The 13,365-nt window shown below is 70.5% G+C and carries 10 protein-coding genes; 8 read left to right on the top strand and 2 right to left on the bottom strand.

What is annotated here, in order from left to right:
- The 4 genes from treS to ACI2L1_RS31020 form a co-directional block, all read left to right on the top strand.
- On the top strand, positions 1-1,376 hold a 1,376-nt coding region (gene treS, locus ACI2L1_RS31035), incomplete at its 5' end, for a maltose alpha-D-glucosyltransferase (RefSeq protein WP_404742707.1).
- A 26-nt stretch (positions 1,377-1,402) separates the two neighbouring features.
- Positions 1,403-2,770, top strand: a complete 1,368-nt coding sequence (locus ACI2L1_RS31030) for a maltokinase (protein WP_404742706.1) — start codon at positions 1,403-1,405, stop codon at positions 2,768-2,770.
- A gap of 3 nt (positions 2,771-2,773) precedes the next feature.
- Positions 2,774-4,975 carry a 1,4-alpha-glucan branching enzyme gene (gene glgB / locus ACI2L1_RS31025; protein WP_404742705.1) on the top strand — a complete coding sequence of 734 codons (2,202 nt, stop codon included), beginning with the start codon at positions 2,774-2,776 and terminating at the stop codon, positions 4,973-4,975.
- A 66-nt stretch (positions 4,976-5,041) separates the two neighbouring features.
- Positions 5,042-6,130: a glutamate--cysteine ligase gene (locus ACI2L1_RS31020; RefSeq protein ID WP_404742704.1), complete on the top strand. Its 1,089-nt coding sequence runs from the start codon at positions 5,042-5,044 to the stop codon at positions 6,128-6,130.
- A 3-nt stretch (positions 6,131-6,133) separates the two neighbouring features.
- Here the strand turns inward: ACI2L1_RS31020 and ACI2L1_RS31015 are convergent, their stop codons facing one another.
- Entirely contained in the window at positions 6,134-6,367 is a 234-nt protein-coding gene (locus tag ACI2L1_RS31015; RefSeq protein WP_404742703.1) for a DUF6480 family protein, read from the bottom strand.
- Positions 6,368-6,519: 152 nt separating this feature from the next.
- Here ACI2L1_RS31015 and ACI2L1_RS31010 point away from each other — a divergent pair, with 152 nt between their 5' ends.
- Together ACI2L1_RS31010 and ACI2L1_RS31005 are read left to right on the top strand one after the other, a co-directional pair.
- Entirely contained in the window at positions 6,520-8,424 is a 1,905-nt protein-coding gene (locus tag ACI2L1_RS31010) for an AMP-dependent synthetase/ligase (RefSeq protein ID WP_404742702.1), read from the top strand.
- A gap of 117 nt (positions 8,425-8,541) precedes the next feature.
- Positions 8,542-8,976, top strand: a complete 435-nt coding sequence (locus tag ACI2L1_RS31005; RefSeq protein ID WP_404742701.1) for an ATP-binding protein — start codon at positions 8,542-8,544, stop codon at positions 8,974-8,976.
- A 16-nt stretch (positions 8,977-8,992) separates the two neighbouring features.
- On the opposite strand, the gene ACI2L1_RS31000 is transcribed toward ACI2L1_RS31005, so the two are convergent.
- Positions 8,993-9,352 (bottom strand): PRC-barrel domain containing protein, encoded by a 360-nt coding sequence (locus ACI2L1_RS31000; protein ID WP_404742700.1) that lies wholly within the window; start codon positions 9,350-9,352, stop codon positions 8,993-8,995.
- 267 nt (positions 9,353-9,619) lie between these two features.
- On the opposite strand from ACI2L1_RS31000, the gene ACI2L1_RS30995 reads away from it, so the two are divergent.
- Together ACI2L1_RS30995 and ACI2L1_RS30990 are read left to right on the top strand one after the other, a co-directional pair.
- Positions 9,620-10,996, top strand: a complete 1,377-nt coding sequence (locus tag ACI2L1_RS30995; RefSeq protein ID WP_404742699.1) for an NAD(P)/FAD-dependent oxidoreductase — start codon at positions 9,620-9,622, stop codon at positions 10,994-10,996.
- Positions 10,997-11,133: 137 nt separating this feature from the next.
- On the top strand, positions 11,134-13,365 hold the full coding sequence (locus tag ACI2L1_RS30990; RefSeq protein WP_404742698.1) for an FUSC family protein: 2,232 nt from the start codon (positions 11,134-11,136) through the stop codon (positions 13,363-13,365).

Here is a 13,365-nt window from a genome sequence, read left to right as displayed (position 1 = left end):
TCGACTTCGTCATGAACCACACCAGCGACCAGCACCCGTGGTTCCAGGAGTCCCGCGCCAACCCCGACGGCCCCTACGGCGACTACTACATGTGGGCCGACGACGACAAGCAGTACGAGCAGGCCCGGATCATCTTCGTCGACACCGAGGCCTCCAACTGGACCCACGACCCGGTCCGCGGCCAGTACTACTTCCATCGCTTCTTCTCCCACCAGCCGGACCTCAACTACGAGAACCCGGCGCTCCAGGAGGAGATCCTGGCCGCCCTCCGCTTCTGGCTCGACCTCGGCATCGACGGCTTCCGCCTGGATGCCGTGCCCTACCTCTACGCGGCGGAGGACACCAACTGCGAGAACCTTCCGGCAACCCATGAGTTCCTGAAGAGGGTGCGTCGCGAGATCGACGCGATGTATCCGGACACGGTGCTGCTGGCAGAGGCCAACCAGTGGCCGGAAGACGTCGTCGACTACTTCGGCGACTACGCCAAGGGCGGCGACGAATGCCACATGGCGTTCCACTTCCCGGTGATGCCCCGCATCTTCATGGCGGTCCGCCGTGAATCCCGCTACCCCGTCTCGGAAATCCTCGCCAAGACCCCGGCGATCCCCTCCAACTGCCAGTGGGGCATCTTCCTGCGCAACCACGACGAGCTCACCCTCGAAATGGTCACCGACGAGGAACGCGACTACATGTGGGCCGAATACGCGAAAGACCCGCGTATGCGCGCCAACATCGGGATCAGGCGGCGCCTCGCTCCCCTGCTCGACAACGACCGTGACACGATCGAGCTGTTCACCGCCCTGCTGCTGTCCCTGCCCGGCTCGCCGATCCTCTACTACGGCGACGAGATCGGCATGGGCGACAACATCTGGCTCGGCGACCGCGACGCCGTACGCACCCCCATGCAGTGGACCCCCGATCGCAACGCGGGCTTCTCCACGGCCGACCCGGGCCGTCTCAGCCTCCCGATCATCATGGACCCCGTGTACGGGCATCAGGTCACGAACGTCGAGGCGTCGATGGCGTCGCCCTCCTCGCTGCTGCACTGGACCCGCCGCATGATCGAGATCCGCAAGCAGAACCCGGCCTTCGGCCTCGGCTCCTTCACCGAGCTCCAGTCGTCGAACCCCGCGGTCCTGGCCTTCCTGCGGGAGTACGAGGACGACCTGGTCCTGTGTGTGAACAACTTCTCGCGGTTCGCCCAGCCCACCGAGCTGGATCTCCGTGAGTTCGACGGCCGGCACCCGGTCGAGCTGTTCGGCGGGGTCCGCTTCCCCGCCATCGGTGAACTGCCGTATCTGCTGACCCTCGGCGGGCACGGCTTCTACTGGTTCCGGCTCTCCCGAGTCGCATCCCGCATCGGCCGACGCATTTGAGCGTGCCGACGAAAGGACGCGTCACCATGCCGAAGACCGCACCCCTCAGCCCGAGACCCGCGCTCGCGACCGATCTCATGGCCTCGCTCGGCGCTCTGCTGCGTCAGTGGCTGCCGCGGCAGCGCTGGTTCGCGGGCAAGGACCGGCCCGTGAGCGAGCTCGGTCTGCTGTCGATGACCGAGCTCTTCCCGGGCTGTCTGCATCTGCTGGTCCACACCGGTCACGGCGGGGTGCCCATGCCCGGCGGCACCACCCCGGCAGGCGACTGCTACCAGCTGTTCCTCGGCGTACGGAAGCATCTCGCGCCGCGTCTCGGCCGCGCGCTCATCGGCCGCGCGGAGCAGGGACCGCTGGCCGGACTCACGGTCTACGACGCCCTGCACGACCCCCGCTCGGCGCAGTTGCTGTTGGAACGGCTGCGGCAGCCCGGCACGGCAGGGCCCCTGCGCTTCGAGCGCGACCCGTCGGTGCCGGTCCCCACCGGACTCCCGCCGCGGCTGCTGGAGACCGAGCAGTCCAACTCCTCGCTGGTGTACGGCGACGAGTTCATCCTGAAGGTCTTCCGCCGGATCCAGCCCGGGGTCAATCCGGACCTGGAGGTACCGGTCGCGCTGGCCGGACAGGGCTGCAGCCGGGTGCCCGCGCCGGTGGCCTGGTTCCGCACCGCGCATCCGCAGGAGGCGACGCTCGGCGTGCTCCAGCCGTATCTGCGGGACGCGTCCGACGGCTGGGCGCTGGCCCTGCACGCGCTGGCCTCCGGCGACGACTTCACCGTGCAGGCGCACGAGCTGGGGCGGGCCATAGCCGAGGTGCACCTCGCGCTGGCCGCCGCCTTCCCCGGCGACGGCGGCACCCACGGCGACAACGGCTCCATGGCGGCCGCGATGGCCGAGCGGCTGGACTCCGCCGCGCACAGCGTGCCCGCGCTGCGGCCGTTCGTACCCGGTCTGCGGAGCGCGTTCGGCGCTCTGACCACCTGCGACAGCGGGCCACCCGCACAGCGCGTCCACGGCGATCTGCATCTGGGACAGGTGCTGCGGGCGGGCCGTGAGTGGTTCGTCATCGACTTCGAGGGCGAGCCGTCCCGCCCGCTCGCCGAGCGATGCACCGCGCAGTCACCGGTGCGGGACATCGCGGGCATGCTGCGCTCCTTCGACTACGCGGCCCGGCAGCGCCAGCCCTGGCGTCCCGAGTGGGCGCGCCGCTGCCGGGAGGCCTTCTGCGGGGGCTACGCCGCCCTCGCCGGGTGGGATCCGCGCAAGAAACACGGTCTGCTGCGCGCGTACGAGACCGACCGGGCCGTCTACGAGGTCCTGTACGAGGCACGGCACCGCCCCGACTGGCTGCCCGTACCGATGGCGGCGATCGAACGCCTTGCTGTGAGAGGAGACTGAGCCATGGCCCTGCGCGACACCTCACTGCCCGAGCCGTCCGGACCGGCCCGGTGCGATACGGCCCCTCCGCTCGAACCCGCGGACCGGGACCGGCTGCTGGCGGGTGCCCACCACGATCCGCACGCGCTTCTCGGCGCCCATCCGGTCGCGGGCGGGATCGTCTTCCGGGCGCTGCGCCCGTTCGCCCGCGCGGTGAGCGTCGTGGTGGACGGCGAACGCAGACTGCTGACCTCGGAGGGCGGCGGCCTCTTCTCCGGGCTGCTTCCCCTCGCCGCGGTCCCCGCCTACACGCTGCTGGTGGCGTACGCGGACGGGGAGCAGGAGGTGCACGACCCCTACCGCTTCCTGCCCGCGCTCGGCGAGACCGACCTCCATCTCATCCGCGAGGGGCGTCACGAGCAGCTGTGGAAGGCGCTCGGCGCCGAGCCGATGACCCACGAGGGGGTGACCGGCACCCGGTTCACGGTGTGGGCGCCGAACGCCCAAGGGGTCCGGGTCGCCGGGGAGTTCACGTTCTGGGACGGGCAGGCGTTCCCGATGCGCTCGCTCGGCGCTTCCGGCGTGTGGGAGCTGTTCCTGCCGGGCATCGGCGAGGGCGCCCGCTACAAGTTCGAGATCACCTCCCGGTACGGCGACCGCTTCCTGAAGTCCGACCCGATGGCACGCGGCACCGAGGTACCGCCCGCGACCGCGTCCGTGGTGACCGCCTCGCACTTCGAGTGGACCGACCAGGAGTGGATGGCCCGGCGTGGCGATCTCCCCGTGCACGAGGCACCGTTCTCGGTGTACGAGGTCCATCTGCCGTCCTGGCGAGCCGGACTGACGTACCGCCAACTCGCGGACCAGTTGCCCGCCTACGTCAAGGACCTCGGCTTCACCCACGTCGAGCTGATGCCGGTCGCCGAGCACCCCTTCGGCGGCTCCTGGGGCTATCAGGTCACCGGTTTCTACGCGCCGACCTCACGGCTGGGCACCGCCGACGACTTCCGGTACCTGATCGACGCCCTCCATCGGGCCGGGATCGGTGTGATCATGGACTGGGTGCCGGCCCACTTCCCCAAGGACGACTGGGCGTTGGCCCGTTTCGACGGGGACCCGCTGTACGAGCCGGGAGACTGGCGGCGGGCCGAGCACCCGGACTGGGGGACGTACGAGTTCGACTTCGGGCGCGTGGAGGTGCGCAACTTCCTGGTCGCCAACGCCGTGTACTGGTGCGAGGAGTTCCACATCGATGGTCTGCGCGTGGACGCGGTCGCCTCGATGCTCTACCTCGACTACTCGCGCGACTCCGGCCAGTGGTCCCCCAACGTGTTCGGGGGCCGCGAGGATCTCGACGCGGTCGCCTTCCTCCAGGAGATGAACGCGACCGTGTACCGCCGGGCGCCGGGTGTCGTGACGATCGCGGAGGAGTCCACGGCCTGGGACGGCGTGACCCGGCCCACGGACAGCGGCGGACTGGGTTTCGGCCTGAAGTGGAACATGGGCTGGATGCACGACTCCCTCGGCTACATCAGCCATGAACCGGTGCACCGCAAGTACCACCACAACGAGATGACCTTCTCGATGGTCTACGCGTACAGCGAGAACTACGTCCTGCCCATCTCCCACGACGAAGTCGTGCACGGCAAGCAGGCGCTGGTGTCCAAGATGCCGGGCGACTGGTGGCAGCGGCGGGCCAACCATCGTGCGTACCTCGGCTTCATGTGGGCCCATCCGGGAAAGCAACTCCTCTTCATGGGCCAGGAGTTCGCCCAGGGCTCGGAGTGGTCCGAGGCGCACGGCCCGGACTGGTGGCTCCTCGACCCGGCGTACGGCGCCGAGGCCGATCACCGGGGCGTACGCGACCTGGTGTGCGACCTGAACACCGTCTACCGGGCGACTCCCGCCCTCTGGCAGCGCGACACCGACCCCGGCGGCTTCCGGTGGGTGATCGGGGACGCGGCCGAGGACAACGTCTTCGCCTTCCTGAGATTCGACGCGGAGGGACGCCCGCTGCTCGCCGTCTCCAACCTCTCCCCCGTCGTACGCGAGGACTATCACCTCGCCGTCCCCGACGACGTCCCCGCCTGGCAGGAGGTCCTCAACACCGACGCGGGCCGCTATGGCGGCAGCGACCTCGTCGCGCCCGATCCGGTCAAGCCGCAGGACGGTGCCGTACGGCTCACCCTGCCGCCGCTCGCCACGGTGTGGCTGGCGCCTGTGTGACCGGCCCTCCCCTGGGCAGTCGGGGCGTACGGACATCACCGTCGTCTCGGCAGAAGGGCGGCTCACGTGCGCACCGTCGGAGTGGAGGAGGAACTCCTCCTGGTCGACCCGGAGAGCGGAGAACCGCAGGCACTGTCCGCCGCGGTACTCGCACGGGTCGCGCAGGACGAAGCGGACCAGCACGTCTTCGAGAAGGAACTGCACAACCAGATGCTGGAGTTCGCCACCCACCCGCAGTCGGGCATGGACGAACTCCGTGCGGAGATCGTGCGCTGCCGCAAGGAGGCCGCCCGGCACGCCGGGGAGAGCGGCTGCACGGTCGCCGCCCTCGCCACCTCGCCGCTGCCCGTCAGTCCCTCCGTCGGGATCGGGCGCCGGTACCAGTGGATGGCGGAGCAGTACGGCATCGCCACCCGCGAGCAGCTCGTCATGGGCTGTCACGTCCATGTGTCCGTCGAGTCCGACGACGAGGCCGTCGCCGTCGTGGACCGGATCCAGCCCTGGCTGTCCGTGCTGGCCGCGCTGAGCGCGAACTCGCCCTTCTGGCAGGGAAAGGACACCGGCTACAGCAGCTACCGCAGCCGGGTGTGGCAGCGCTGGCCCTCGGCAGGTCCGACCGAGCCGTTCCGCTCGGCGGAGCGCTATCACCGGCGGGTCGCGGACATGGTGGCGACCGGTGTCATCCTGGACGAGGGGATGATCTACTTCGACGCCCGGCTGTCCCGGAAGTTCCCGACGGTGGAGATCCGGGTCGCGGACGTCTGTCTGCACGCGGACACCCCCGTCCTCCTGGCGACCCTCGCCCGCGGCCTGGTGGAGACCGCCGCGCGCGAGTGGCGGGCGGACCGGGAGCCGGTGACCCACAGTGTGAGCCTGCTGCGGCTGGCGGCTTGGCGGGCCGCGCGTTCCGGTCTGTCGGAGGAGCTGCTCCATCCGGCGACGATGCACCGCATGCCAGCGGAAACCGTGGTCCGGGCGCTGCTGGAGCACGTCGGGGAAGCGCTCGCCGACAGCGGTGACCTGGACCGGGCCCGCGAGTCCTGTGCCGAACTGCTGCGGCACGGCAACGGCGCCCAGGTGCAGCGCCAATTGCTGGAGCGCACCGGGAGCCTGCGGGACGTGGTCACCGAGTGCGTGCGGCTGACGCAGACGTAGCCGTCACAGGGCCAGCACGATCGCGTAGACCAGGAAGAACGCGGCCACGAGGACCACCAGCAGGAGGATCAGGGCCAAGGGAGCCTTGGCCCAGCCCCTGGTCGGATTGTGCGTCTCCCGGGGGCCGGCCTGCGGCATGCTGCTCTCGGCGGGCGGGGTCTCGCCCGGTGGTACACCGCCACCAGGTTCGAGGCCGGGGGTGCGCTCGGGTTCTGGATCGGGGTTCGTGTAACTCATGGGGTCCGAGTCCCCCGATCTCGACGAGATCACAGGTGACCGCTTACTTCCCTATTCCAGGTACCCCTTGCTGTCACCTGGGCTAGATTCGAGCACCGCCGATGACCGAAATCGTCGGCGCCGTCACAGCCCGTACACGTCAGGAGCAGCGCATGCGCGACTTCGCCCTCGCTCCCCGGACCCTCTCGCGCTCCAGCGGTGGTCTGGCCGACAGCGTCTTCGAGAGGGCGGAGCTCGACCCCACCCTGCCGGTGCTGGCCCGCCGTCCCGAGGGCTCCCCGCGCGGCTGGCGGGAGGTCACCGCCGTGGAGCTGCGGGACGAGGTCGTGGACCTCGCGAAGGGCCTGGTCGCGTCCGGGATCTCGCCCGGTCACCGCGTGGCGATCATGGCGCGCACCCGTTACGAGTGGACGGTTCTCAGCTACGCGCTGTGGGTGATCGGCGCCGAGGTCGTGCCCATCTATCCGACGGCCTCCCGAGACCAGGTCGAGTGGATCCTGCGCGACGCCGGCTGTGTGGCCGTGATGGTGGAGGACGAACTGGCGGTCATGACGGTCGGCTCGGTGTGCGCCTCGCTGCCCAGGCTGCGTCATGTCTGGCAGCTGGACGCGGGCGCACTGGAGGAGCTGACGGAGCGGGGTGAGCTGATCCCGCTGGCCACGGTCGAGTCGCTGCGCCGGATCGTGCTGCCGGACTCCACGGCGGTCGTCGCCTACACCTCGGGTACCACAGGACATCCGATGGGCTGCGCGCTCAGTCACCAAGGTCTCGCGAGCCCCGTCGACACGCTGATCCAGGGCTGGCGCCAGATCACGGCACCCGAGGGACAGCAGCCGTCCGTTCTCGCCTTCCTGCCCTTCTCGCACGTGTACGGCCTCATGATCCAGGGCGTGTGCATCCGGGGCGGATTCCTCATGGCCCACGAGCCCGACCTGAGCGAGGAGGCGCTGGCGGCCTCCCTGCAGTCCTTCCGCCCCACCTACTTCTACGCCGTCCCCTCCCTGTTCGAGAAGATCTACAAGAACTTCCTGCGCGCCGCCCAGCAGTCGGGCCGCGGCGCCCTGTTCGAGCGGGCCGCGGACACGGCACGGGACTTCGCCCTGGCCTGCGAGCGGCATCGGCTGGGCGAGGGCCCCGGCCCCGGTTTCGACCTGCGGCTCCAGCACGCCCTGTACGAGCGCACGGTGTACCGCAGGCTCCGGGCCGCGCTGGGCGGCCGGGCCCGACGTGCCACCTCGGGCGGCTCGACCCTCAACCGTGAGCTCTCCCTGTTCTACGAGGGCATCGGCGTCTACGTGCACGACGGATACGGTCTCACCGAGACCTGCGGCGGGATCACCATGCAGCCGCTGGGCCGGGAGAAGTCCGGGACCGTCGGACAGCCGCTGCCGGACGTGGACCTGAGAGTGGCGGACGACGGGGAGATCCTGGTGCGCGGGCCGTCGGTGTTCCAGGGCTACGTCAACGACGAGGCCGCGTCCCGGGCCGCGCTGTACGGCGGCTGGCTGGCCACCGGCGACCTCGGGCGGATGGACGCCGACGGCTATCTGACGATCACCGGCCGCAAGAAGGACATCATCGTCACCGCCAGCGGCAAGAGCGTGGCTCCGACCGCCCTGGAACAACGGCTGAGGATGCACCCGCTCATCCATCAGGCGGTGGTGGTGGGCGACAACCGGCCCTGTGTGGGCGCCCTGCTCACTTTGGACCCGGTGTTCCTGGCCCACTGGCGCGGCGTCCAGCTGGCACAGCAGGATCCCTCGATGCGGGAGGCCCGGGAGGAGAACGCGCTGCGGGAGGAGATCGCGCGGGCCGTGGCCGCCGCCAACAGCTCCGTCTCACGCTCGGAGTCAATCAGGGTCTTCCGGGTGCTGTCGGAGCCGTTCGACCTGGCCAACGGCCTGCTGACGCCGTCGATGAAGCTGCGCCGGGACGAGATCGTCCGCCGGTACGCGTCGGAGATCGACGCGATGTACCAGGCCCGCTCGGCCGGCGCCCGGCGTACCTCGACGGAGGAGTCGTTGAGCTGGGACGACTCGGACAACGTATTCCGGTGAGCAGCCCGGTCCGACGGACCGCAGGACGATTGGGCCGCGTCCCTTCGGGAACACAGCACAATGGCGATGCCAGTGAAGGGACAAGAGCCTTGCCGACCTCACGGGGGTGACTCCGGCATGGCGACCGAGCCGCGTTGGGACGAGACACTGACTTCCGAGGCGATTGCGAGCCGTACCACCCGTTTCGCGGGAGAACCGCACTGCGTGACGGGTGCGCGGCTCGCTGCGGAGGAATTCCTCTGCGACCTCTCCGAGAGCACAGCGCCCGCGAGCCCCGAGCACTGGGACGACATCCTGCTGGTCGTCACTGAACTCGCCGCCAACGCCGTCCAGTACGCCCCGGGCCCCTTCGCCCTGCGGATGCGCCGGACCTTCGACGGTGTGCACGTGACGCTGCGCGACACGAACCCGACGCCGCCCGCACCCCGCTCCTTCGATCCCCGCACCGGTGGCGGGGGCATCGGCTGGCATCTGATCCACGCGCTGTGCGACCAGGTCAGCGTGGTGACGGACGAGCGCGGCAAGGACGTACACACCTTTCTGCCGTGGTGACGTCCCCCGGGTCCGGTCACGCAGTGGCCGCGAGCCGCAGATAGTAGGCGCCGACCGCCGTGAGGTACTCGCGGTCCCTGGTCTCACTGTCGGTCCGGAAGCGTGGGGCCGCCTTCACCTCCGCCCCGGTGCAGGCCAGCGTGATCCTGCGGTCGTGGGTGTCGATGCCGGTGACGACGCCCACCGGCACCAGGACGCTGCGGCCGAAGACCCACACGCCCGTGTCGACGACGAGGTGCGCCATCCCGTGCGGGGCGGCCTGCCGGTCCACATGTCCGATCGTGCCGTCGCTCGCGACGACGCCGAAGCCCGTCAGGTCCTGTCCCTCGACGTACCCGCTGTCCGGCAGGTACGACCAGATTCTGTCGATGGTCACGCTGCTCCTTCCCTCCGAGCGCTGCAGTGGCCCCAGCGGTCCGCTGATTCCGGGCCCACAGCACCCAATACCCGTCTGTCGCACGCACATTCGGCGACCGGCACCCTCACAAGCGGGGTTCCCGGGTCCGGTCCGCCCACCTCCTTCACCTTTCTCTTGGTGCACTTTCAGGCCAGGGCGGGCATGGTGGTCCTCGAACGCATTCGTCGCGTCCGCACGGGCAGACGAAGACCGTTCGAGGCAGACCGCCTGGAGCCGCAGAAAGGGATGAACACCGTGACACGACCCAGGATCCTGGTGGTCGGCGCCGGCTTCGCCGGTGTCGAGTGCGTTCGCCGGCTGGAGCGCAAACTCTCCCCGGACGAAGCCGACGTCACGCTGGTGACGCCGTTCGCCTACCAGCTCTATCTCCCCCTGCTGCCCCAGGTCGCCTCCGGCGTGCTGACGCCCCAGTCGATCGCCGTCTCACTGCGCCGCAGCAAGAAGTACCGCACCCGGATCATCCCCGGCGGTGCGATCGGCGTGGACCTCAAGTCCAAGGTCTGCGTGATCCGCACCATCACCGACGAGATCGTCAACGAGTCGTACGACTACATCGTGCTGGCTCCCGGCAGCATCACCCGCACCTTCGACATCCCCGGTCTCACCGAGCATGCCTTCGGCATGAAGACCCTCGCCGAGGCCGCCTACGTCCGCGACCACGTGATCTCGCAGCTGGACCTGGCCGACGCCAGTCAGGACGAGGCGGAGCGCGCCGCGCGGCTGCAGTTCGTGGTGGTGGGCGGCGGATACGCGGGCACGGAGACGGCCGCCTGTCTGCAGAAGCTGACCCACGCCGCCGTCAGGCGCTATCCGCGTATCGACCCGGCGCTCATCAAGTGGCATCTGATCGACATCGCCCCGAAGCTGATGCCCGAACTCGGCGACAAGCTGGGCAGCAGCGCCCAGGAGGTGCTGCGCAAGCGCGGTATCGACATCTCGCTGGGCGTCTCCATCGCGAAGGCGGGCCCGGAGGAGGTCACCTTCACGGACGGGCGGGTGATCCCCACCCGCACCCTGATCTGGACCGCCGGTGTGGTGGCGAGCCCGCTCATCGCCACGCTCGGCGCGGAGACGGTCCGGGGCCGGCTCGCGGTCGCCGCGGAGATGAACCTCCCGGGCCAGGACGGGGTGTTCGCGCTCGGCGACGCCGCCGCGGTGCCCGACCAGGCCAAGGGCCAGGAGGACGCGGTCTGCCCGCCGACCGCGCAGCACGCGATGCGCCAGGGCAGGCACGTCGCCGACAACGTCATGGCCGCTCTGCGGGGCCAGGCCCTCTCGCCGTACGTCCACAAGGACCTCGGTCTCGTGGTCGACCTGGGCGGCAAGGACGCCGTGTCCAAGCCGCTCGGCATCGAACTGCGGGGCGTGCCCGCCCAGGCCGTCGCCCGCGGCTACCACTGGTCGGCGCTGCGCACCAACGTCGCCAAGACCCGCGTGATGACCAACTGGCTGCTCAACGCGGTCGCGGGTGACGATTTCGTCCGCACCGGCTTCCAGGCCCGCAAGCCCGCCAAGTTGAAGGACTTCGAGTACACCGACGCGTATCTGACGCCGGAACAGGTCAAGGCGCAGGTCGAGGGGACGCAGCGGCTTGACCAGTAGAGGTGGCGCACGTCCCTCCGGGCCGTCGATCGGTTTCCGGCCGGTCGGCGGTCGAAGGAGGGACAGATCAGGCTCCCTCGCCCCGCCGTGCCATGCTGGAACGGATCATGACGTGACACAGGAGTGAGTACGGCGGAGTGAACACGGCGAGGGTGCGCGAGCGGGTCGCGGCGTCGGACCCGGGGCTGCTCCGGCTGGCGGCCGGTCTGCGCACGGTGGGCGCGATCGCGCTCACGCTGGCCGTGCTCGGCCTGCTGGGGGCGAGCGTCCCGCATCTGGTGGCGGGCGCCATCGCGGCGATGGTCGCGACCTTCGCCATCCGGGAGAAACAGCGCGCTCCGCAGGCCGTGACGCTCGCCCTGGGCCTCCCGGTGGCGGTGGCCTCCCTGTCGCTGGGCGCGCTCCTGAGCTCCCGCGTCGTGGCCGGTGACCTCTTCTTCGTCGTGCTGATCTTCTGTGCCGTCTACGGCCGCCGCTTCGGCGACCGGGGCACCGCGCTCGGACTGATCGGCTTCCAGGTCTACTTCGTGTCGCTGTTCGTCGGCGCCACCGTCTCCGAACTGCCCGAGTTGTACGGCGTCCTCGGCGTCGCCTTCCTGTGCAGCGCGGCGGCACGCTTCCTGCTGGTGCCGGAGACTCCCGCGGGCCTGCTCGAACGCCTGCGGGAGGCCTTCCGGGCCCGGCTGGCCCAACTGGTGTCCGCGCAGCTCCAGTTGCTGGACGCGGGGCCCGAGGAGATCGACGAGGCGCTGTCGGACGTACGCGAGGGGACCGCCCGGCTGCACGAGACGGCGCTGATGATCCAGGGGCGGCTGGAGGAGGGGACCGCCGACGCGGGCGCGGCGCGGCTCGTGCAGCGGCGGATCGCGGACGCCGAGATCGCCGCCGAGCGGCTCGGCCTGTTGCTGCTGACGGCCAGAAGCGCCGAGCGGGCCGACACACTGACCCTGCATCTGCCGGGCGCCCCGGCCCCGCGAGCCCGTCGGATGCCCGGCCGGGACGAGGCGATGGGCATGGTGCGCCGCGATCTGGAGGCGCTACGGCTGCTGGTGCTGAGCCCCGTCGCCGCCGGCACCGGCACCGCGCTGTCCCAGGTCCGCAACCGGCTCCTCGGTTACCGCGAGGAGGAGAACCTGCCCTCCGCCCCGCCCGCCGTCCAGGACGTCTTCCGGGGCATCGGCGAGGCCGCCCGCGCGGTCCTGGGCCTCAGGATCGCCCTGGACGGTCCGCAGGACGAGTCGGACGACTCCCCCGCGACGGCCCGCTCACGAGAGGAACTGGACGCCGAGGACGCCGTCATCGACGCCGGCGAGGACGGCTCCGAGGCGCGGGAGGAGCTCACCGGGCTCAACAGGCCCACCACCCGGGCCGCGGTGCAGGTGGCCGTGGGGTCGTCGCTCGCCATCGTCGGCGGCGAGTTCCTGTCCAGTCAGCGCTGGTACTGGGCGGTGCTGACCTGCTGGATCGTCTTCATCAACACCGCGTCCACGGGCGAGATCCTGGTCAAGGGCTACCGTCGGCTGGTGGGGACCGTCCTCGGTGTGCTCGCCGGGATCGTGCTGGCGGGGGCGGTCGGGCAGCACACCTGGTCGGCGTTCGCCCTGGTACTGGTGCTGGTGTTCGCGATGTTCTACACCGCGCCGCTCTCCTACACGCTGATGTCGTTCTTCGTCACCGCGGCCCTCGGCCTGCTCTACACCCTGCTGCACACCTACAGCCTCTCGGTGCTGGTGCTGCGCGTGGAGGAGACCGCGCTCGGCGCGGCCTGCGGAGTGATCGCGGCGGCCTTCGTCCTGCCGGTGCGCACGGACCGCCGTACGAACGAACTGCTCGTCACCGTCCTGGAGCGGCTCGCCGAGGTCACCGAGACCGCCGTCGACCAGCTCAGCGGAGGCTCCCCGGTCGAACTGCTCGACCGGGCGCGGGATCTGGACCAGGCACTGGCCGATCTGCGGGCCGCCACCCAGCCGCTCACGCACCCGATCACGCCGCTGCGGGCCCGGCGTGACACGGCCCGCTATGTCGTGGCGCTCCTGGAGACCTGCGCGTACCACGCGCGCTCGCTGGCCGCCACGGCCGAACTGCTGCCCACCCATCCCTCGATCGCGGCGGATCCCCGGCTGCGCCGGGCCGGCCGGCGGATCGGGGACAACATCGCGGCGATCGCTGCGCATGTCGCCGACGAGCACTCCACGGCCGCGGTGGAGACCGGGCCGAGCATCGCCTCGCTCCTGGAGACCGAGGTCCCCGGCACTCCGCGCTTCGGCCGGGTCACCGACCGGGTGCTACGCCACCTGCAGCGGCTGGACGAGACCCTGGTGGGCCTGGCCCGGCCGCTGCACGTGCCGGTCGCGGCGCCGAAACGCTAG

It is taken from the genome of Streptomyces sp. NPDC019531 (assembly GCF_044903305.1).
Taxonomy (GTDB): Bacteria; Actinomycetota; Actinomycetes; order Streptomycetales; family Streptomycetaceae; genus Streptomyces.
The sequence above is the reverse complement of the archived record's forward strand: the minus strand, read 5'-3'. Positions and strand labels throughout refer to the sequence as shown.

Excerpts from the sequence above, each read along its gene's own strand:
- ACI2L1_RS30995 (WP_404742699.1), top strand. The coding sequence starts at position 9,620 with ATGAACACCGTGACACGACCCAGGATCCTGGTGGTCGGCGCCGGCTTC.
- ACI2L1_RS31030 (WP_404742706.1), top strand. The coding sequence starts at position 1,403 with ATGCCGAAGACCGCACCCCTCAGCCCGAGACCCGCGCTCGCGACCGAT.
- ACI2L1_RS31005 (WP_404742701.1), top strand. The coding sequence starts at position 8,542 with ATGGCGACCGAGCCGCGTTGGGACGAGACACTGACTTCCGAGGCGATT.
- ACI2L1_RS31010 (WP_404742702.1), top strand. The coding sequence starts at position 6,520 with ATGCGCGACTTCGCCCTCGCTCCCCGGACCCTCTCGCGCTCCAGCGGT.
- ACI2L1_RS31015 (WP_404742703.1), bottom strand. The coding sequence starts at position 6,367 with ATGAGTTACACGAACCCCGATCCAGAACCCGAGCGCACCCCCGGCCTC.
- glgB (WP_404742705.1), top strand. The coding sequence starts at position 2,774 with ATGGCCCTGCGCGACACCTCACTGCCCGAGCCGTCCGGACCGGCCCGG.